This is a genomic window from Serratia sp. GW822-FHT06D09, from assembly GCF_058799515.1.
This window is the reverse complement of sequence record NZ_JBXALO010000018.1, coordinates 1-20,434: the sequence shown is the minus strand read 5'-3', so window position 1 is coordinate 20,434 and position 20,434 is coordinate 1. Positions and strand designations below refer to the sequence as shown.

The 20,434-nt window shown below is 55.9% G+C and carries 15 protein-coding genes and 1 pseudogene; 8 read left to right on the top strand and 8 right to left on the bottom strand.

The features are described from left to right. The first annotated feature begins 5 nt into the window (after positions 1–5). Positions 6–1,550 carry a threonine ammonia-lyase, biosynthetic gene (ilvA, locus tag AC1RKG_RS24140; RefSeq protein ID WP_041415091.1) on the top strand — a complete coding sequence of 515 codons (1,545 nt, stop codon included), beginning with the start codon at positions 6–8 and terminating at the stop codon, positions 1,548–1,550. 21 nt (positions 1,551–1,571) lie between these two features. Then, the gene (locus tag AC1RKG_RS24135) at positions 1,572–2,273 is read left to right on the top strand and encodes a DUF2461 domain-containing protein (protein WP_493183815.1); all 702 of its coding nucleotides are present in this window, start codon (positions 1,572–1,574) and stop codon (positions 2,271–2,273) included. A 116-nt stretch (positions 2,274–2,389) separates the two neighbouring features. On the opposite strand, the gene ilvY is transcribed toward AC1RKG_RS24135, so the two are convergent. Next, a complete protein-coding gene (ilvY, locus tag AC1RKG_RS24130) occupies positions 2,390–3,289 on the bottom strand; it encodes an HTH-type transcriptional activator IlvY (RefSeq protein ID WP_020837481.1) in 900 nt (299 codons plus the stop codon). A 168-nt stretch (positions 3,290–3,457) separates the two neighbouring features. Between ilvY and ilvC the strand changes: the two genes are divergently transcribed. Further along, a complete protein-coding gene (gene ilvC, locus AC1RKG_RS24125) occupies positions 3,458–4,933 on the top strand; it encodes a ketol-acid reductoisomerase (RefSeq protein ID WP_046374902.1) in 1,476 nt (491 codons plus the stop codon). Between the two features lie 348 nt (positions 4,934–5,281). On the opposite strand, the gene kdgK is transcribed toward ilvC, so the two are convergent. Both kdgK and AC1RKG_RS24115 read right to left on the bottom strand, forming a co-directional pair. Next, on the bottom strand, positions 5,282–6,214 hold the full coding sequence (gene kdgK / locus AC1RKG_RS24120; RefSeq protein ID WP_128865710.1) for a 2-dehydro-3-deoxygluconokinase: 933 nt from the start codon (positions 6,212–6,214) through the stop codon (positions 5,282–5,284). A gap of 165 nt (positions 6,215–6,379) precedes the next feature. Further along, complete coding sequence (locus AC1RKG_RS24115; RefSeq protein ID WP_020837477.1) at positions 6,380–6,583, bottom strand: 2-hydroxymuconate tautomerase family protein; 204 nt, start codon at positions 6,581–6,583, stop codon at positions 6,380–6,382. A gap of 146 nt (positions 6,584–6,729) precedes the next feature. Here AC1RKG_RS24115 and pdeH point away from each other — a divergent pair, with 146 nt between their 5' ends. Then, positions 6,730–7,515 carry a cyclic-guanylate-specific phosphodiesterase gene (gene pdeH, locus AC1RKG_RS24110; protein ID WP_082144866.1) on the top strand — a complete coding sequence of 262 codons (786 nt, stop codon included), beginning with the start codon at positions 6,730–6,732 and terminating at the stop codon, positions 7,513–7,515. A 98-nt stretch (positions 7,516–7,613) separates the two neighbouring features. Further along, entirely contained in the window at positions 7,614–9,647 is a 2,034-nt protein-coding gene (locus AC1RKG_RS24105) for an AsmA family protein (RefSeq protein WP_061068962.1), read from the top strand. A gap of 29 nt (positions 9,648–9,676) precedes the next feature. Here the strand turns inward: AC1RKG_RS24105 and AC1RKG_RS24100 are convergent. From AC1RKG_RS24100 to yhjD, 3 genes and pseudogenes are all read right to left on the bottom strand, one after another. Further along, positions 9,677–10,444, bottom strand: a pseudogene (locus AC1RKG_RS24100) (CDP-diacylglycerol diphosphatase); the annotation flags it as partial. 99 nt (positions 10,445–10,543) lie between these two features. Continuing rightward, the gene (locus tag AC1RKG_RS24095) at positions 10,544–11,866 is read right to left on the bottom strand and encodes an MFS transporter (protein ID WP_020837472.1); all 1,323 of its coding nucleotides are present in this window, start codon (positions 11,864–11,866) and stop codon (positions 10,544–10,546) included. Positions 11,867–12,194: 328 nt separating this feature from the next. After that, positions 12,195–13,214, bottom strand: coding sequence for an inner membrane protein YhjD (gene yhjD, locus AC1RKG_RS24090; RefSeq protein ID WP_020837471.1), 1,020 nt, complete (start codon positions 13,212–13,214; stop codon positions 12,195–12,197). A gap of 339 nt (positions 13,215–13,553) precedes the next feature. Between yhjD and AC1RKG_RS24085 the strand changes: the two genes are divergently transcribed. Further along, entirely contained in the window at positions 13,554–14,420 is an 867-nt protein-coding gene (locus AC1RKG_RS24085; RefSeq protein ID WP_020837470.1) for a crotonase/enoyl-CoA hydratase family protein, read from the top strand. 16 nt (positions 14,421–14,436) lie between these two features. On the opposite strand, the gene pdeR is transcribed toward AC1RKG_RS24085, so the two are convergent. Next, on the bottom strand, positions 14,437–16,431 hold the full coding sequence (gene pdeR, locus AC1RKG_RS24080; protein ID WP_493183813.1) for a cyclic di-GMP phosphodiesterase: 1,995 nt from the start codon (positions 16,429–16,431) through the stop codon (positions 14,437–14,439). A gap of 611 nt (positions 16,432–17,042) precedes the next feature. Between pdeR and spy the strand changes: the two genes are divergently transcribed. Further along, on the top strand, positions 17,043–17,540 hold the full coding sequence (gene spy / locus AC1RKG_RS24075; protein WP_020837467.1) for an ATP-independent periplasmic protein-refolding chaperone Spy: 498 nt from the start codon (positions 17,043–17,045) through the stop codon (positions 17,538–17,540). A gap of 154 nt (positions 17,541–17,694) precedes the next feature. Here spy and AC1RKG_RS24070 read toward each other — a convergent pair whose 3' ends face one another. Then, the gene (locus AC1RKG_RS24070; protein WP_242506321.1) at positions 17,695–17,844 is read right to left on the bottom strand and encodes a hypothetical protein; all 150 of its coding nucleotides are present in this window, start codon (positions 17,842–17,844) and stop codon (positions 17,695–17,697) included. 503 nt (positions 17,845–18,347) lie between these two features. Here AC1RKG_RS24070 and AC1RKG_RS24065 point away from each other — a divergent pair. Next, positions 18,348–20,434 (top strand): S8 family serine peptidase (locus AC1RKG_RS24065; RefSeq protein WP_493183812.1); only part of this gene is annotated, 2,087 nt, incomplete at its 3' end.

Here is a 20,434-nt window from a genome sequence, read left to right as displayed (position 1 = left end):
GCATCATGGCGGTATCGCAACCCCTACCCGACGCCCCCTGCGGCGCGGAGTATTTGCGAGCGGTGCTCCGCTCGCCGGTATACGAGGTGGCTCAGGTCACTCCGTTACAGGCCATGAGCAAAATTTCTTCGCGCCTCGGCAACACCATTCTGGTGAAGCGCGAAGATCGTCAGCCGGTGCACAGCTTCAAGCTGCGCGGGGCCTATGCCATGATCGCCAGCCTGAACGAAGAGCAGAAAGCGCGCGGCGTGGTAACGGCTTCGGCCGGCAACCATGCGCAGGGCGTGGCCTACTCCGGAAAACGCCTGGGGATCAAAACGCTGATCGTCATGCCGGTGTCCACCGCAGACATCAAAGTGGATGCGGTACGCGGTTTCGGCGGCGAAGTACTGTTGCACGGCGCCAACTTTGATGAAGCCAAGGCCAGGGCAATTGAGCTTTCGCACAAGCAGGGCATGACCTTCGTTCCTCCGTTTGATCACCCAACGGTGATCGCCGGGCAGGGCACGTTGGCAATGGAGCTGCTGCAACAGGACGCGCATCTCGACCGGGTGTTTGTTCCGGTTGGCGGTGGTGGTCTGGCGGCGGGTGTTGCGGTGTTAATCAAACAGCTGATGCCGCAGATCAAAGTGATCGGCGTGGAGGCGGAAGACTCCGCCTGCCTGCGCGCGGCGCTGGATGCCGGGCATCCGGTAGATTTGGCGCGAGTCGGACTGTTTGCCGAAGGCGTGGCGGTGAAGCGCATTGGTGATGAAACCTTCCGCCTGTGCCGGGAATATCTGGACGACGTGATCACCGTCGACAGCGACGCTATCTGCGCGGCGGTCAAAGATTTGTTTGAAGACGTGCGTGCCATTGCCGAACCCTCCGGCGCGCTGGCACTGGCCGGGCTGAAGAAATACGTTCAGCAGCACAACATCCAGGGCGAGCGCCTGGCGCACGTGCTGTCCGGTGCCAACCTGAACTTCCACGGCTTGCGTTATGTATCTGAACGCTGCGAATTGGGCGAACAACGCGAAGCCCTGCTGGCAGTGACCATTCCTGAGCAGAAAGGCAGCTTCCTGAAGTTTTGCCAACTGCTGGGCGGCCGGTCGGTGACCGAGTTCAACTACCGTTACGCCGATGCGGACAACGCGTGCATCTTCGTCGGTGTCCGCCTGACGCGTGGCCATGCCGAACGCCTGGAAATCATCGACGAGCTGAACGCCGACGGTTATCAGGTGGTGGATCTGTCCGATGACGAAATGGCCAAACTGCATGTGCGCTACATGGTCGGTGGGCGTCCTTCGAAACCCCTGCGCGAGCGGCTGTACAGCTTTGAGTTCCCGGAGTCGCCGGGCGCGCTGCTGAAGTTCCTGCAAACTCTGGGCACCCATTGGAACATCTCGCTGTTCCATTACCGCAGCCACGGCACCGATTTTGGCCGCGTGTTGGCCGGTTTTGAGCTGTCGCAGACCGAACCTGAGTTTGAGCAGCATTTGCAGGCGCTGGGTTACGACTGCCACGATGAAACCGATAACCCGGCGTTCCGCTTCTTTTTGCAGGGCTGAGGGAACCGACAAGGACGGCGCATGACGGATAAATTTAACGGCTTTAGCCAGCAGGGCCTGAATTTTCTTCAGCAGGTGCGGATCGAGAACGACAAGGAATGGTTTGAAGGCAACCGCGGCGTTTACGATCGTGAGCTGCTGACGCCGTTCCGCTCGCTGGTGGCTGAGCTTGCCCCGACGATGCTGGCGATCGATCCGCAGTTTGAAACCCGCCCGGCGATCGGTAAAACGCTGTCGCGTATACACCGCGACACGCGTTTTTCTCATGATAAATCACGTTATCGCAGCCGCATGTGGTTGACGTTCAAACGGCCGAGCAAAGACTGGAAGGATGCCCCGGTTTATTTCTTCGAACTGGGGCCGGACATGTTGCGCTATGGGCTGGGTTATTACAGTGCCAACAAGCAAACCATGGATCTGTTTCGTCATACGCTGCAACGTCGGCCGCAGCCTTTTCTCGAGGTCGCGGCCTGTTGTCAGCCGCCGTTCGAGCTGGTGGGGGAAAGCTACAAACGCCCGCTGGTTAAAGAGCAGGCGGCAGACATTGCCACCTGGTACAACCGCAAATCTTTTGCGGTGATGGCCACCGACAGCCAGGTGGAGACGTTATTCAACGCCGGGCTGACGCATAAGCTGGCGCAAGCTTTTCAGCAGTTGGAGCCGCTTTACCATTGGTTGATGCAGGTAGAGGCGATGAAACAAGTCGATCCGGCAGATCTCTAAATACCCGTCGTCTTTCAAGCTGCAGCGTTGTTGGCTGCACTAGCTGCAGCATGAAATCCCTGGGGTATTTCTATCTCGCGTTTCAAATGATCGTGTTTAAAAGCAATGGTGTCGTGTTAAGGATTTTTGACCGTTAATAACAAGCGCCAGAAAGCGTCGATCAGCGGATCGCTGAGGCGTTTTTTCTGCACGCAGACGCCCAGTTCGAACGGTTCGACCATAGAAATATTTTCTAACTGTGAGATGCGGTTACGTACCGGCTCGGGGCTGTTGTCCACCACCACGCCGGGGATCAGTGCGATGCCGCAGCCCAGTGCCACCATGGAAACAATCGCCTCGTGGCCGCCGACGGTGGCGTAAATCAGCGGATTGGCGATGCGCTGGCGACGGAACCACAGCTCGATACGTTTTCGCGACGGGCCATGCTCCGGCAGGATAAACGGAATATTGGCCCAGTCGGGCTGCTCGGCAAATGCCTGGCTGCGCACGGCGCAGGGCAGAGCCGGGGCAATCAATACCAGCGGGATCTCGCCGATTTTGGTGAAGGCTACGCTGGTGGGCAGGGTTTCAGGCCGGCCGGCAATGCCCAGATCGGCTTCGTTGGACTGAACCTTATCGACGGCGTCGGCAGCGTCACCGGTGGTGAGTTTAATTTCCACCAGCGGATGTTGCGCGCGGAAGCGGTCCAGGATCGGCGGCAGGTGGCTGTAGGCGGCGGTGACCGAGCAGAACAGCCGCAGCTCGCCGCTCAGCGAAGGGCCGTGCTGGCCGAGAGAATGCTTCAGTTGCTGGTATTGCAACAGCGTCTGCTGGGCAAAGTCTTTTAGCTGCTCACCGGCATCGGTCAGTTGCACGGTGCGGTTATCGCGTAAAAACAGCGGCTGCCCGAGGATCTCTTCCAGCCGTTGGATCTGGCGGGAAAGCGTCGACGGACTGACGTGCATCGCCTTGGCGGTGCGGCCAAAATGGTGGCTTTCGGCCAGATGAAGGAACAGCTTTAAATCACGCAAATCCATATCAGTACGCTCGCAGCAAGAGTGTTGCATAAATTGCAATATCACATTCGTAATATATCAATTTAAGCAACGCGTTTCCTGTTATACATTGAGTTTAACGAATCTCCGCACAGACAGGCGGGGAATGAAAATAACATGCAAGACACAACATCTAACTGGAGTACCACCATGGCTAACTATTTCAACACATTGAACCTGCGTCAGCAGTTGGCGCAATTGGGTAAATGCCGTTTTATGGCACGTGAAGAATTCGCTGATGAAGCCGGCTACCTGAAAGGCAAAAAAGTGGTGATTGTCGGCTGTGGCGCACAGGGTCTGAACCAAGGCTTGAACATGCGTGACTCGGGGCTGGATGTGGCTTATGCCCTGCGTAAAGAAGCTATCGACGAAAAGCGTCCTTCATGGCGTAAAGCGACCGAAAACGGCTTTAAAGTAGGGACTTACGAAGACTTGATCCCACAGGCCGACCTGGTGGTTAACCTGACGCCGGACAAGCAGCACACCTCGGTAGTGCGTGCCGTACAGCCGCTGATGAAAGACGGCGCGGCGCTGGGCTACTCTCACGGCTTCAACATCGTTGAAGTGGGTGAGCAAGTACGTAAAGACATTACCGTGGTGATGGTTGCGCCAAAATGTCCGGGCACCGAAGTGCGTGAAGAATACAAACGTGGTTTCGGCGTACCGACCCTGATTGCGGTTCACCCGGAAAACGACCCTAAAGGCGAAGGCATGGCGATTGCCAAGGCATGGGCTGCCGCGACCGGCGGTCACCGTGCCGGCGTTCTGGAGTCTTCCTTCGTCGCTGAAGTGAAGTCTGACCTGATGGGCGAGCAGACCATTCTGTGCGGCATGCTGCAGGCGGGTTCACTGCTGTGCTTCGATAAACTGGTTGCTGAAGGTACCGACCCGGCTTATGCAGAAAAACTGATCCAGTTCGGTTGGGAAACCATCACCGAAGCACTGAAGCAGGGCGGTATCACCCTGATGATGGACCGTCTGTCCAACCCGGCTAAACTGCGTGCTTATGCGCTGTCCGAGCAACTGAAAGAGATCATGGCGCCGCTGTTCCAGAAGCACATGGACGACATCATCTCCGGTGCCTTCTCCAGCGGCATGATGGCCGACTGGGCAGAAGATGACGTGAAGCTGCTGAACTGGCGTGAAGAGACCGGCAAGTCGGCGTTCGAAAACGCGCCGCAGTTCGAAGGTAAAATCAGCGAGCAGGAATACTTTGACCACGGTGTACTGATGGTGGCAATGGTGAAAGCCGGTGTTGAGCTGGCGTTTGAAACCATGGTTGACGCAGGTATCATCGAAGAATCCGCTTACTACGAATCACTGCACGAGCTGCCGCTGATCGCCAACACCATTGCGCGTAAGCGTCTGTACGAAATGAACGTGGTTATCTCTGATACCGCCGAGTACGGCAACTACCTGTTTGCCAATGCGGCAGTGCCATTGCTGAAAGAGTTCATGACTACCCTGCAGGCGGGTGATCTGGGCAAATCCGTGGCCGGGACTTCCGTAGATAACGCGCAACTGCGTGACGTGAACGAAGCGGTGCGCAATCACCCAATCGAATCCGTTGGCCGTAAGCTGCGTGGTTATATGACGGATATGAAACGTATCGCGGTAGCAGGCTAAATACCCGTCGTCTTTCAGGCTGTAGCGTTGTTACCTGCACTATCACACCCCAGTCGCTGACTAAGGTAAGCTCCTGGGGATGAGATAGCTTGGCATCTGGCTACAACCTGAAATCCATAGGGTATTAAGATGGGTTTTCGAGCCCAATAAAAAGGCCAGCATTATTGCTGGCCTCAGATCGCTGACAAAGTCCTATGCAGTTAAAAGCCCTGATCTGAGGACGAATAAAAACAAAGGATTATGTCTTCTGATTTACCCCAAACATCCGAAAACCACGTTTTTCGGGTGTTTGTCATCAGACTAAGGCCAGCATTATTGCTGGCCTTTCGCATTTCTACGAAACAGGATTCATTGCGGCATGGCGGCGAGTGGGATAATGGCGCCACGATGCTGGATCACCGTGCTGGCGGTGAGATGACCGCGCTGCGCCGCCTGCACGGCATCGCCGCCGGTTAAGCGTACCGCCAGGTAACCCGCGCTGAAAGAGTCCCCGGCCGCCGTGGTATCCACTATTTTTTCTTTCGGCAGCCGTACCGCCGGGATTTCAAATTCGGTGCCTTCGGCGCTGAACACCAGGCAGGCCTCTGCCCCGCGTTTGATCACAATCTCCATTACGCCCAACTGCTGCGTGCGCTGCACCACCTGTTCCACCGGCTGTTTGCCCCACAGCAAATCCTCGTCATCCAGCGTCAGGAAGGCGATATCGGTGCAGGCCAGCACCTCGCGATAAGCCTGCTGCGTTTCTTCCCGGTTTTGCCACAGCCGCGGGCGATAGTTGTTATCGAAAATGACTTTGCCGCCGTTGGCGCGGCACTGGCGCAGTAATGCCAGCAGCTTGGTGCGGCTGGCCGCGTCGAGGATCGCCACGCTGATGCCGCTAAGGTATAGATAATCGAAGTGGGCCAGTTGTTCGCATAACGTCTCCGCCTGCGGGCTGGCCAGCCAGTAGCGGGCGGCGGCGTCATTGCGCCAGTAATAGAAAGTGCGTTCGCCGGCCTCATCGGTTTCGATCACGTACAGGCCCGGCAGCTTGTTTTCCAGCCGTTGAACCAGGCGCGTATTGACCTTCTCCTGTTGCCAGGCGTGCAGCATCTCATCGCTGAAACTGTCGGTGCCGAGCGCGGTAACGTAATGCACCTGCAGCGTGCTTTCTGCCACCTGGCGGGCAACGTAAACGGCGGTGTTTAGCGTATCGCCGCCAAAGCCGCGGCTAAGGTCCGCGCCTTTTTGCGACAGTTCAATCATGCATTCGCCGATCACGGCAAGATTCTGGGTGGTCATAGTCAACGAGCCCTGGCTGAAAGAAGAAGGTGAATGAATGCGAAACCCATCCAGTCTCAAGGCAAGGGGCGAGGGAGTCAACGAAAATAAAACAACGTTTTAATTTAATTATGACGACGATCGGGAAACTGAAAAATTTCCCGATCCGCAGACAAGAGTCCGCCGTTATTTAGCGGCTGCGCGCAGCTCGGTGACGCATTTGCCGCCGATGCCCCAGTTGTCGGTTTCTACTTCATCGATGACGACCACGGTGGTGGCCGGATTCTTCCCCAGCGTATCCACCAGCAGTTGTGTCACGCCGGCGATCAGCTGTTTCTTTTGCTCCGCTGTCGCACCTTCACGGGTAATTTTGATATTTACGTAGGGCATGTTTTTTTCCTTGGTTTTTTGTTATCGCTATTCACTGTAGAAGGCTTTTGCCGCCGCTTAAAGTTTTATCGCCTGCTGCCGATAAACCCAGGGAAGCAATCACGCAGACTGAGCGTTTTCATGTCCCTTCGATGGCGATAGTCCCAATGACAACCAAGATGATTTCTGGTCTGCTGGCGCCATTCCTTGCCGTATGCACACATATAAAAGCACAGCATTTTTGGCGGCAATGCCGGCGGCAGTATACTTTTCAGCCGATCTACCGCACCTGTGGCACTCTGCTGGCACTCGAACTGCTGACGGCGGTGTCTCATCCTGACGCACCGGACAAACCACTGTCGCCGGAGCACTATTTTGCTGCCCTTGACGTGCGCAAGCGCCTGCAGATCATTCAGGAACAGCTGACGCTGCTCCAGCACTGGCAGCCGTTGTTGACCCGTCACGCGTTGATGGTATCGGTCAATATCGACGGCATTGCATTGCAGGCGCTTCAGCGGCACGACGTGTTGCAACGACAGATTGCCAGCATGCCTTATCTGCGCTTCGAGCTGGTGGAGCACGCGGGAATGGCGTTGAACGGCCCGTTGCAGCAGATTGCCGGGGCCGAGCGGCTGTGGTTGGATGACTTCGGTAGCGGGCTGGCGAATTTCTCCGCCGTCAGTACCTGGCGCTATCAATACATCAAGGTGGCGCGTGAATTGTTCACCCTGCTTAAGCAGACGGAGGATGGCATTCAACTGCTCTCCACGCTGGTCAGAATAATGAACCAGCACAGCGAAGGAGTGATTGTTGAAGGGGTGGAAACCGAGCAGGAATGGCTGCTGGTGCAGCGCTCTGGTGCCCTGGCGGCGCAGGGGTACTACCTTTCCCGTCCGGCCCATTTCGACACTCTGCAAACCTTGCCCAGATTGTTTTCCGTGCCGGCTGCCTGATCCTCGTCCCCTAAAGCGTGAACTCTGGCCTATCCTCGGCTAGGCTTGATAACAGTTGCTTATCAATTGTTGGCAAGTTTCGCGTTCAGGGAGCCATTATGACAAAAACAGGAAAGGCGTTCACTTGGGTGGGCGGTATTGTGCTGCTGATCATCGTCGCGTTGGTGATCTTTGCGCTGGCCTTCGACTGGAATCGCCTCAAGCCGACCATTAACGACAAGGTGTCTGCCGAGCTGCACCGTCCGTTCGCTATCCGTGGCGACTTGGGTGTGGCCTGGACGCGCGACAAAGATGAAGGCGGTTGGCGTGCCTGGGTGCCATGGCCGCATATTCATGCCGAAGATATCGTGCTGGGTAACCCGGAAAACATCCCGGGCGACACAATGGTCCAGTTGCAGCGCGTCGAAGCCAGCATCTCGCCATTGGCGTTGTTGGGCAAAGAGGTGCTGATCCCGCGTATTTGGCTGAAGCAGCCGAACGCGAGCCTGCGGCGTCTGGCCAATGGCGAGAATAACTGGACCTTTAACCTGGCCGGCGATCCCAATCAGCCCCCGTCCGACTGGACGGTGAACGTTCATGACATCGTATTCGATAAGGGTCAGATTGCTTTCAAAGACGCCACGCTGAAGGCCGATTTCCGCGCTGAGATTGACCCGCTCGGCAAACCTTTGCCGTTCAGCGAAGTGACGGGCAAAAAAGACGCCAGCAAAGCCATCACGCCTGACTATGTTTTCGGTTGGAAGGTGAAGGGGACCTATAACGGTGAGCCGCTGGCGGGCAGCGGCAAGATCGGCGGTATGCTGTCGTTACAAAGTGCCGACTCGCCATTCCCGCTGCAGGCAGATGTGCGTTCCGGCTCAACCCGGGTGGTGGTAGCAGGTACGCTGTCCGACCCGATGAACCTCGGTGGGCTGGACTTGCAGCTTAAATTCTCCGGTGACAGCCTGGGGAATCTGTATGGCCTTACCGGCGTGCTGCTGCCGAATACCCCGCCTTACTCCACCGATGGTCACCTGAGTGCTCGCCTGCACGAGAAAGGCGGAGCCGTATTCCAGTACCAAAAATTCGACGGCAAAATCGGCGACAGCGATATTCACGGTGATTTGACCTATGTCGCCAGCAAACCCCGGCCGAAGCTAAGCGGTGAGGTACTGTCGAAGCAGCTGCGCTTCGCCGATCTGGCGCCGTTGATTGGTGCGGACTCCAACACCGAAAAAGCCGGACGCGGCGAAAAAAGCCGTCAGCCGGCCGGCAAGGTGCTGCCGGTAGAAAAGTTTGAAACCCAAAGCTGGAAGGTGATGGATGCGGACGTCAAATTCACCGCCAAGCGCATTGAGCACGGCAGCTCGCTGCCGCTGAGCGACCTCTATACCCATCTGCAGTTGAACAACGGCGCCATCCTGATGGATCCGCTGCGATTCGGCGTGGCGGGCGGTAACCTCAACGCCACCCTGCGCCTCGACGGCAGCAAAAATCCGATGCAGGGCCGGGTAGATATGCACGCGCGGAAATTCCAGCTCAAGCAGCTGTTGCCGAACGTGGGATCGATGAAACGTAGCCTGGGCCAGCTGAACGGCGATGCCAAACTCACCGGCACGGGCAACTCGGTGGCGGACTTGCTGGCGACCAGCAGCGGCGATCTGCGGATGGTGATTAACAATGGGGTTATCAGCCGTAGCCTGATGGAAATTCTCGGGCTCAACGTCGGTAACTATCTGGTAGCGCAGCTCTTTGGCGACGACGTCGTGGGCATTAACTGTGCGGCGGCGGACATCGGGATCAGCACCGGCGTGGCGGCACCGCGGTTGTTTGTGTTCGATACCGAGAACGCGATTATCAATATCAGCGGCAATACCAATCTGGCCACGGAGCGGCTGGACCTGTCCATCGATCCGGAAAGTAAGGGGATGCGCGTGCTGACGCTGCGTTCGCCGCTGTATGTGAAAGGCACCTTCGCGCATCCGGACGCTGGGGTGAAGGCTGGTCCGCTGATTGCGCGCGGTGCGGCTGCGGTAGCGCTGGGCGTGGTACTGACGCCGGCAGCGGCATTGTTGGCGCTGGTTTCGCCGAGCGAAGGCGGTGAGGAAAACCAGTGCGGACAAATTCTGCAGCAGATGAAGAAGAAAAAATGACCGTTAATGGCCCGCACTGCGGGCCATTTTTATTGCAGAACCCGGCAGTCGTGATCCTGAATTTCTTCCGCCGAGGCCAGGGTAAACGGCAGCAAACTGCGTTCGGTGGTCAGCAGCAGGAAGTCGCCGCCCGGCAAAGCGGTCATTGCCAGGCCAAAACTGCCCATGCGGCCTTCGGATCGTGGTACCCCTTCTGCCAGCAGGCGGAAAGCCCCCTGTTTTTTCAGATCACTAGCGGTGACCTTACGTACCAGATAGTCGTGCCCCAGCAAGCCGCCGGGCATGGGTTCCCACTGTTCACTGTATTCTGTCGCATATCGCGCCAACTGCGTTTTTACCGCCGGTAACAGGCAGGAGATATGAATATGCAACTGATTCTGCGTTCGGCCATATTGCGAGTTAATCGCCAGCGAAATATCGGCGTCATCAATCTCTTTGCCGTATTTATCCGCCATAAAATGCCGTGCGGCCCAGGCTTGCTCAAAGAAGTTTGGGGTGGTGGCTTCCAGCACCTGCGGGCTTTCAATGCCGGTGATTTTGGCCGTTGGCATCAGTAAATACTGCAGTGGCCCGTTGCGATCCTTAAACACCACAAAACCGGCCTGTGGGTCTACCTGCGCGCAGGGGGCAGGGTTGTTATGCGTTTGTTGGTTTGGCAGGCACTGCTGGCTGACGATACGCCATAGCGCGTTTGAATTGGAGGGTATTAGCCAGAACCAGCCAGCCAGCGCAATGGCGATCACCACCAATGGCACAACGTACCAAAACAGTCTGCGGCGCAGAGACATTATTGATTTCCATTTCTGTCAAAGAGGAAGCGTTCAGCATAGTCCGATTTTATGACAGGAGACAATACGGGAAGTGCGGCCCGCCTGATGGGGGCCGCGTAAGCAGAGTTACAGCGACTTGTCTCGGGTCTCTTTCATCAACAACAGGGCGATCAGCGTCAGGCTGGCCATGGCCGCCAGGTACAGACCGACATAGAACAGGCCGTAGTGCGTTGCCAGCCAGGTGGCGATATAAGGCGCTACCGCGGCCCCGAGGATTGACGCGACGTTATAGGAGAAGGATGCGCCGGTATAGCGAACCTCCGTCGGGAACAGCTCCGGCAGCAGCGCGCCCATCGGGCCGAAGGTCAACCCCATGATGCTCAGGCCGCACAGCAGGAAGCCCATCACCAGAGCCTGGTTTCCGGAACCCAGCATGCTCGGGAACAGGAAAGCGAAGGCGATCATCAGCAGAGTAATGACGATCATGGTCTTGCGACGGCCAAAGGCATCAGCCAGCAGACCGGCAATCGGTACCATAACGCCAAAGCCGATCACCGCCACCATCAGCATCCACAGGAAGCTGTTGCGCGAATAACCCAAGCCCAGTGGCTGCGGCGTGGTGCCGTAGGTCATCGAGTAGACCGTCATCAGGTAGAACAGCGTATAGGTTGCCAGCATGATGAAGGTGCCGAGGATCGTCACCTTCAGGTGCTTGCTGAGCAGGGTGCCGAGCGGAATTTTCACCTGCTTGCCGGCTTTTGCCACCTTGGCGAATACCGGTGTTTCATGCAGTGACACTCGTACGTACAGCCCGATCAGCACCAGCGCGGCGGACAGAATAAACGGCACGCGCCAGCCCCATTCCATAAACTGCTGGTCAGTCAGCAACCAGGAGAGCAGCAGGAAGGTCCCGTTAGCGAAGAAGAAGCCGATAGGCGCACCCAGCTGCGGGAAGGAACCGTACAGCGCCCGTTTTCTGGCCGGGGCATTCTCGGTGGCCAGCAAGGCTGCGCCGCCCCATTCCCCGCCCAGGCCCAGACCCTGACCGAAGCGCGCCAGCGCCAGCAGGATTGGCGCGAAGATACCAATGGTTTCGTAGCTTGGCAGCAGGCCGATCAGCACGGTGGAAATCCCCATGGTCAGCAGCGAGGCGACCAGGGTCACCTTACGCCCAACGCGATCGCCGAAGTGGCCGAACAGCGCCGAACCAATAGGGCGCGCAACGAAAGCGACGGCGAAAGTGGCCAGCGACTGCAGCGTGGCGGTCGTGGGATCGCCCTGTGGGAAGAAGATATGCGGGAAAACGATCACCGCAGCGGTGGCGTAAATGTAAAAATCGAAAAACTCGATAGCGGTCCCGACCAGCGAGGCGACAATCACTTTTCCGCGTGAGTTAACCGGTGTTGACGCGTCGTCGGCGTCCAGAGTTGGTGCGATGGAGGCTTGCATAATATTTCTTATATTTTGAATTTGTAAAAATCCATCTTAGTCACAGCAAAATGCCTTTTCAATGACGAAACTTTGTACAATGCGGCGATTAACCGGTTAAAAAGCTTAATGTTTCATCACTGCGTTTCTGCATAGATTTTAACGTTGCCAAATGAATGATTCGCAGACTGAACATCTGTAAAAGGTGAAAAGAAAAGTTAGGCTGTAGTTTGTTATGCTGATTCTGGCAGGTGAGTTGGTTTCTTATTGGTTTTATATGCTGGTTTAATTGCTTAAATGCAAAATAAAAAACCGGCCACAGGAAAGTGGCCGGTATGATTGCGTTGATTTACGGCGCGGATTGTTCTGAGGTTGGCAGGGTTTTATCCTCTTTATATTGCGCGGTGGCGATCCAGGCGGCGCAAAACAGCGTCAGTCTGGCGAAGAAATAGAAAAACGCCATCAGCCCAATCACCGAACCAAAGGCGGCCCCGGAAGGGGATTTAGCCACCTGTGGCAGCGTCATGGTCATCACAAACTTAATCACTTCGAAACCGATAGCGGCAAGCAGCGTGCCGCGCAGCAACGCCTTTTTCTTCGGCTTATGCCGTGGCAGCATCCAGAAGATCCACAAAAACAGCAGGTAGTTGGCAAAGATGGAGATCGACAGCGCAATCAGCGTCATGGCCGGTCGCAGCCATTCTATGCCTTCCAGACCCAGCGCCTGCACGATTGCCGCCTGCGCCGAACCGGCAATGGAGGTCAACGTCAGGGTGATAATCAGCGCCACCACCAGACCGGTCAGCGAGATAAAATCGCGGGTGTATTTGAAATAGATTTTTTCCTGATCCTGCGGATTGCGCTCCCAGACGTCACGCGACTGTGCACGGATCGCCTCTCGCAGGTTGCCCATCCAACTGATCCCCGAATACAGCGCCAGCGCCAGGCCGGTCAGCCCCACGGTGGTACGTTGCTGAATGGCGGTATTGACGGTGTTTTTCAGCGTGCCGGCCAGGGTCGGATCGCTGATGCTGCCGACGATTTTATTGATCAGCCCGGTGAGCAGGTCCGGATTGGATGCCAACACAAAACCGACGGCGGCAAACGACACCATCAGAATCGGGATCAGCGAAAGAAACGAGAAATAGGTGATGGCGGCGCCGAATTGGCTGCCCAGGCGATCGTTAAAGCGCTCGGTGGCGCGCAGCAGGTGAGCGATGCTTGGCCAGGCCTTGATGCGTTCGACCAGGCGTGAAAATCCGGAAATGCGCCGGTCAAGGGTCTGGTGGCCGGTCTTGATGTCGATCAGCGGTTTTTGCGGCGCTTCACTGTTGGGCTGACGGGGGTCTTTATCTGATCCTGTAGGCATTACGTCACGATATCCTTAACGATAAATAGGCTGTCTCAATGTGATTATAGCCAAAAGGCTTGCCGTTTTGGCCGCCGGGGCCGGTAACCGGCTAATTTGTGAGCTTAGCGCGTTCACTCCCCCGGTGAAATGTTGCAGCCTGCCGATGGGTAAAATTCTTATGTCAGCCGCGTTCCAGCGCGGTTTTTTTCATTCTCCGACCTTCAATTTTTATCTGTTTCATCACCAAGAAAGCGTTTACTCATGATGTGGCGCGGCGGTTTACCAGTCGCCGCGCAACTGCAGCCGTAGGGGCTGGAACGGTTTCAACTGTTAACACGAGAGAAAATGGAAGGTCATATGAAATTACTTAATCACCCCACCTGTCGCCCGTTTACCGAAGCGGGCAATTTGACCCAGATATCCGCCTACTATGAGGAGGAACGGCACATCATGTGGATGCTGCTGCGTGCTGAACCGCGCCCTTGCTTCAATCAGGCGTTAATCGAAGACATCATGACGCTGGCGCAGGCAGCAAAAGAGTCTTCATTGCAGTTTGATTTTTGGGTCACCGGATCGCTGGTGCCCAATATGTTCAACGTCGGTGGCGATCTGCAGTTCTTTGCCGAGGCCATTAAAAACCGCAAGCGCGAGGCGATGATGGCTTACGCACGTGCCTGCATTGACTGCGTGCATGCGGCGGCGCGCGGGTTTGATACCGGTGCGGTCAGCATTGCGATGGTGGAGGGCAGCGCCCTGGGGGGCGGCTTCGAAGCGGCGTTGGCGCATCATTTCGTGCTGGCACAGAACAACGCGCGGATGGGTTTTCCGGAAATTGCGTTCAACCTGTTCCCCGGCATGGGGGGATATTCGCTGGTGGCACGCAAGGCAGGTATGCGCCTGGCGGAAGAGCTGATCTGGGGGGGCGAGTCGCACACCGCGGAATGGTTTGAAAGCCGTGGCCTGGTCGATCAGTTGTTCCAGCCCGGCGATGCTTATGTGGCGACCCGCACCTTCATCGATACCATCCGGCCCAAATTGAACGGGATGCGCGCCATGCTACGCGCCCGTCAGCGGGTGCTGCAGCTCACGCGTTCGGAGCTGATGGATATTACCGAGGATTGGGTGCATTCGGCCTTCACCATCGAGGAGAAAGATCGTGCCTATATCGAGCGTCTGGTTATGCTACAAGACCGCCACACGCTAAACCTGCGTCGTGCAGGCTAACATTACCTGGCCCGCATCAGGCTGAGGAGGGATGCGGGCAATAAGATTGCAGCCAATGTTCCAACTGGTCCGGGAGCATTGGCCGCGCAAACAGAAATCCTTGTTTCTCATCCACACCGACTTCATCCAGAAACTGATTTTCGCTTTCGGTCTCTACACCTTCGGCAATCACCCGGAACCTGAGCGCTTCGGCCGCCGCGACGATGGCGCGCACCAGCGACTGCGAAACCGGATTGCAATTCACCCCGCGCACGAAGCTTTTATCCAGCTTGATGGCATCCAGCGGAATGCGGGCCAACTGGGCCAAAGAAGAGTAGCCGGTGCCAAAATCATCGAGATGCACCTGCGCCCCCAGATCGCGTAACCGCGTGATCACTTCGCGGGCACGTTTTTCATCCTCAATCAGGCTGCTTTCCGTGAGTTCGAAGTCGAGCAGGCAGGGGGCCAGGTGATTGCACTGCAATACCTGAGCGAGATCTTCAACGATGGAATCATCAACCAACTGCCGTGCGGAAAGATTCACTGCCACCCGCAGATTCAAGCCTTGTCGCTGCCACTGTGCGGCCTGTCTGGCGGCGGTTTGCAGCACCCAGCGCCCGAGTGGGCCTATCAGACCGGATTCTTCGGCATAAGAGATAAACTGCAACGGTGGGATCAGGCCGCGCTCGGGTGAATCCCAACGCACCAAAGCTTCTACGCTGCACACCTTGCCGCTGAGCGCCTCGATTTTGGGCTGGTAGTACACCACCAGTTGATCTTGTTCCAACCCCTTTCGCAGGTTGGTATCCAGCCACATGTATTCCGCGACGCGTTTGTTCATTTCCGGCGAGAACACGGTATAGGTGCGTTTGCCGTGCTCTTTGGCGACGTACATGGCGGTATCAGCACTGCGGATCAGGCTGTCGAGATCGTTGCCATGTTCGGGGCATAGCGCAATGCCAATCGAACAGCCGGTATAGACCTCGATAAGGCCGATACGAAAGGGGGTCTTCAAGCGGTCGATAATGCGCTGGGCCAGCCGTTGCAGCATCTCGCGGTCGGCCTGCTGGGCAAGCACCAGAAACTCATCGCCCCCCAGGCGAGCCAGGGTTTGGTCTGGTGCGAGACAGCCAAGCACCGCCAACGACACCTCCACCAATAAACGGTCGCCGAACATATGGCCGTAGGCGTCATTCACTTTTTTAAAGTTGTCGAGATCGAGATACACCAGACCGACATGATTGCCTTCGCGTGCGGCGATTGCCTGGGTGATTTTGTCCTGAATGGCATTGCGATTGGGCAGGCCGGTAATAATGTCGGTATTGGCCAACACCCGCAGTCGTTCCTGAGCGCGACGCTCTTCGGTGATGTCGGTGCCGGAGCAAATCAGGAACACCTCATTTTTACCGCTGCCGCTGTGGACGAACTTGTTGCGAAACAAGAACAGCCGTTCCCCCTTCACCGTTTTAATCCAACGTTCCACCTCATAGGATGATCCGTTGCGAAAAAAACCGGCGATGTTTCGCCGCGATGCCGCCGCTTCTTCCGGGCTCATAAACAGCTGAAAGACGTTTTTACCAATAACATCATGTTCGTGCAGGCCGGTGTACTCTTCGCTCAGTCGGTTAAAGCGCTGAATACGGCCGTGCTGGTCAACAATCACAATCACCGAATTGGCTTCTGACACCACCTGTTCGGCAAAAGACAGGCCGTGTACCAGATCGCGGGCGACCGATTGGGTGTCGCTGAAGGCCGAGGCGGTACCCGCCCATTCCTGATTATTGATCCTGCGCCCGACCAGATGCAGATGTATCGGCTCACCCCCCAGCGTGATGGTGATATCAAGGCTGGCGGTAATGCCGGTCAGACGGCGGATTTTGGCTGCCTGCATGGCGCTGAGCGCCACGGCCATATGGGTTTTGCCTTTCACTGCCGACAGCGCCAGGGCATTGCTGTCAAACGCCAACCGCCAATATGGGCTGTTGGTGCCGAAGTGGGCATTAAGAAGCATAGGGCCTTGGTCTGCGAACATGATGATTCCTCAAAATGGCACGACAGCCAGCCTGTGCGATGGGCACAGCAGCAAATTCTGGCTCGGTAGTGGCCGTAGTGCACGTATCTCCATCATATAACACGTTTTTCACGGGCAGAGGATGAAACTATTATATAACCAATAATTAGTTTTGCAGTGTAAACGTCGCGTTGCCGCCGCTGCAGAAGGCTGCGTTGCGCAGCGGATCCTGACGATCTCACTGGGGGTGGATACAATCTTAAGTGTAAGTGAGAACCTGCGCTTTCGAGAGATTCGTACGATTGCTGCTTTCGATGCCGTCGTCATTTTGTTGCAGGACGGTTGCAGTGGATAAGCCTAAATTATAATAAAGACGGGCTTTGACAGGAATAACCCCATCGGGGGGAAAGCAAAATCAGGTGATCGTCAGGCCAGGGGAAACCAAAATTTCCAGATAATAAACAACATCTCCATAATTCATTCATTATTGTCGAATAAACCTGTTTCGGGCTTTAATAAATTTACACACCATCGCATTACTATATGTTTATCGGCCTATTATTATCTCCGACGAAAGATGAGCCTGTTCACGTACAGCGCTCCTGATGAAGAATAATTTTAAGGAAATGATCATGCGTAAACTGACCGCTTTATTTGTCGCTTCTACTCTGGCTCTGGGTTCTGCTTCCATGGCTTTCGCTGCAGATACGACAGCGGCACCTGCGACGACAGATGCCACTCCGATGAAAATGATGCACCACAAGGGCGAGGGTAAAGGCGGGCCATTCGCCGGTCTGAACCTGACTGAACAGCAGCGCCAACAAATGCGCGATATCATGAAAGAGTCGCATCAGAAACGCGGTGCGGGCATGAAAGAGGAGCGTCAGGCCTTGCATAGCCTGGTCGCCTCCGACAGCTTCGATGAAGCCAAAGCGAAAGCCCAAATTGACGCCATCAGCAAAACTCAGTCCGAGCATATGCTGGAGCGCGCCAAAGCTGAAAATAAAATGTACAACCTGCTGACCCCAGAGCAGAAAAAACAATACAATGAGAATTATCAGAAACGCGAACAGAAAATGATGGACCACATGAATAACATGAAGTCGAAAATGACGACTGAACAGAAATAATTTCATGCGGTAAGTAAAAAGGGCCAGATTAATTATCTGGCCTTTTTTTGGATTAAAGAACCTTTCCGTTGATAAGGCCCGTGGAAGAAACTCATTCGGCACGCCAGTAACCGAGCGGAATTGTTCGATCACGATCTGGGCAAAATGCGGATCGTTAATATGATAAGCGGTTTTTACCAACACATCTTTTGCTGGTGGGCAGCACAGTGGTTCCCGGCGCATCGATAAAAGCGGCCAGCGCCTGTGGATCCCGAAACGGCTGCCGCGGCGCGTCCAATGTGGGTACACCGCAAGCCGGGATCATGAAGCGCACTTCGCCTGTGCAGGCATTTAATACTGGCGAAAGTCATTATTCCGCAAGGTGAAGAAGATGCGATGAACAGCAAAAAACCGTTAGCATGATAATCCAATTTTCAATGGTCTGCTCCGTGTAAACCAGCATATTTCACTGAGTGAATATTGATAATTCTTATAATTAAAAGAAATAATAAACGCATTTATGCTTTTTTTTAATGGTCGACGGAGGCGAGTTTGTCGGCTTTTGTTATTTGATTTATTTCTATTTATCATTTAATTAGCTTTTCATCTCGCCAGGAGGGGCTCATTCTTCTCGCCCGTTTTCGGTCATTCAAAATCCTTATGTCTTTCCTTCCTTTTTTCTAACAATGACGTTCCCCCGTTAGGCGTTTGCCTTATTGACCCATAAGGCGCGCTTGAGATTGTTGTGCTTTATTTATTTGGTGTTACGAAACTGTTACACAAAAAAACCAATAAAACATTTGCAAACAACAATGGACGGTATCTGGGATGGAAAATAAACGTAGAGGAGTCAAGCCTGTTCAGGCGGCCTTCGGCTGGCCTGAAATTGGCGTTAGCCGCGCCCAGTGGAGCGCGATGCTTTTTTGCCTGGCAACCATCGGTGGGGCGCAGGCTGCGCCCTATGTAGAGAGCGGAAAGCAGGGCGATCCCGCCAGTTGGCGCAGTAAGGAATTTAATGCCGAATGGGGGCTGGGGGCCATCCACGCCGATCAGGCCTACGCCGCCGGTTATACCGGCAAAGGCGTTAAGCTCGGCATTTTCGATCAGCCGGTATATGCCAAACACCCGGAGTTCGGCAGTCAGGACAAAGTGATCAACCTGGTCACGACGGGGATCCGCGAATATACCGATCCCTATATCCCGGTGAAGAAAGGCGATGCATTTCGCTATGACGGCACGCCAAGCGTGGATTCCGACGGCACTCTCGGCTCGCACGGGACCCACGTAGGCGGCATCGCCGCCGGTAACCGCGACGGCGGCGAGATGCACGGTGTGGCGTTTAACGCGCAAATCATCAGTGCGGAGAACGGGGATCCGGGGCCGGAAGACGGCATCATTCTCGGCAACGATGGCGCGGTATATCAGGCCGGTTGGAACGCGTTGATCGCCAGCGGTGCGCGTATCATCAATAACAGCTGGGGTATCGGCATTACCGAGAAATTTGATCAGGGTGGTAAAGATCCAGCCTATCCGCATTTCACCCTGGCCGACGCGCAGAAACAGTTCGACCAAATCAAACAGATCCTCGGTACTAAAGCCGGTGGTGCTTATCAGGGGGCGATCGATGCGGCGCGCAGCGGCATTGTCACCATCTTTGCCGCCGGTAACGATTACAACCTGAATAACCCGGACGCGATGGCCGGTTTGGCCTATTTCGTGCCGGAGATCGCGCCGAATTGGCTGTCGGTCGCCAGCCTGCAGGATCCGAATAACACCGGTGATTACAGCATCAGCAGCTTCTCCTCCCGCTGTGGCTATACCGCCAGCTTCTGTGTTTCCGCTCCGGGCAGCAAGGTGTACAGCTCGATTATCGAAGGCAATAGCGTAGATAACCTGACCACCGGCTATGCCAAATACAGCGGAACCTCAATGGCCGCACCGCACGTGGCAGGCAGCATTGCAGTGCTGATGGAACGCTTCCCCTATATGACCGGCGCACAGGTGGCTTCGGTGCTGAAGACCACCACGGTTGATATGGGCGCGCCGGGCATCGATGCGCTTTACGGCTGGGGGATGATTGATCTGGGCAAAGCGATCCACGGCCCGGGGATGTTTGTCACCGAACAGGATATCCCGGAGGAGTTCCGCGTGAGCGGTGCCTACGGCCCGGAGCAATTTGTGGTGAATCTGCCAGGCATCGGTGCAGTACTGGACAAAGGCAAACCTACCGAGCGTGTGTGTGACGATATTCATTGTGGGTTGGATGTCTGGAGCAACGATATTTCCGGCCATGGCGGCCTGACCAAATTGGGCATCGGCACACTGGTGCTGACCGGCAATAACAGCTACGCAGGCCCAACCCTGGTCAATCAAGGCCTGCTGGCGGTAAATGGTTCGGTGACTTCGGACGTGACGGTGCAAAGCGCCGGCGTGCTGGGCGGTTCCGGTACGCTGGGTTCGTTAACTGCCCGTAGCGGCGGTACCGTGGCGCCGGGCAATTCGATCGGCACGCTGAACGTGACTCGTGACGTCAGCTTCGAACCAGGCTCCCGTTACGCGGTGGAAGTGGCGGCGAACGGCCAGAGCGATCGGATCCAAAGTAACGGATCGGCAACGATCGGCGGCGGTGAGGTGGCGGTGTTGCAAGAAAAAAACGTCAATCTACTTTCGCAGGGCAACGCAGGCAGTCTGATCGGCCGGCAGTTCAACATTCTCACCGCCCAGCAGGGTATCAGTGGGCAGTTTACCTCCACATCGACCTTCTCTCCCTTCCTGGGGGCCGAACTGACCTACCAGCCGAATCAGGTAACGCTCAACGTCGGCCGTAATGACACCAGCTTCGCCAGCGTGGCGGCAACGCAGAACGAGCGGGCGGTGGCGGCAGCGGCAGATGCGCTGGCGGCGGGTAATCCGGT

Coding starts and splice junctions, on each gene's coding strand:
- AC1RKG_RS24115 (WP_020837477.1), bottom strand. CDS start 6,583: ATGCCCTACGTAAATATCAAAATTACCCGTGAAGGTGCGACAGCGGAG.
- ilvY (WP_020837481.1), bottom strand. CDS start 3,289: ATGGATTTGCGTGATTTAAAGCTGTTCCTTCATCTGGCCGAAAGCCAC.
- AC1RKG_RS24095 (WP_020837472.1), bottom strand. CDS start 11,866: ATGCAAGCCTCCATCGCACCAACTCTGGACGCCGACGACGCGTCAACA.
- kdgK (WP_128865710.1), bottom strand. CDS start 6,214: ATGACCACCCAGAATCTTGCCGTGATCGGCGAATGCATGATTGAACTG.
- ilvC (WP_046374902.1), top strand. CDS start 3,458: ATGGCTAACTATTTCAACACATTGAACCTGCGTCAGCAGTTGGCGCAA.
- AC1RKG_RS24070 (WP_242506321.1), bottom strand. CDS start 17,844: ATGATCCCGGCTTGCGGTGTACCCACATTGGACGCGCCGCGGCAGCCG.
- yhjD (WP_020837471.1), bottom strand. CDS start 13,214: ATGCCTACAGGATCAGATAAAGACCCCCGTCAGCCCAACAGTGAAGCG.
- pdeH (WP_082144866.1), top strand. CDS start 6,730: ATGACAACCAAGATGATTTCTGGTCTGCTGGCGCCATTCCTTGCCGTA.
- AC1RKG_RS24085 (WP_020837470.1), top strand. CDS start 13,554: ATGAAATTACTTAATCACCCCACCTGTCGCCCGTTTACCGAAGCGGGC.
- pdeR (WP_493183813.1), bottom strand. CDS start 16,431: ATGTTCGCAGACCAAGGCCCTATGCTTCTTAATGCCCACTTCGGCACC.
- AC1RKG_RS24135 (WP_493183815.1), top strand. CDS start 1,572: ATGACGGATAAATTTAACGGCTTTAGCCAGCAGGGCCTGAATTTTCTT.
- spy (WP_020837467.1), top strand. CDS start 17,043: ATGCGTAAACTGACCGCTTTATTTGTCGCTTCTACTCTGGCTCTGGGT.
- ilvA (WP_041415091.1), top strand. CDS start 6: ATGGCGGTATCGCAACCCCTACCCGACGCCCCCTGCGGCGCGGAGTAT.
- AC1RKG_RS24105 (WP_061068962.1), top strand. CDS start 7,614: ATGACAAAAACAGGAAAGGCGTTCACTTGGGTGGGCGGTATTGTGCTG.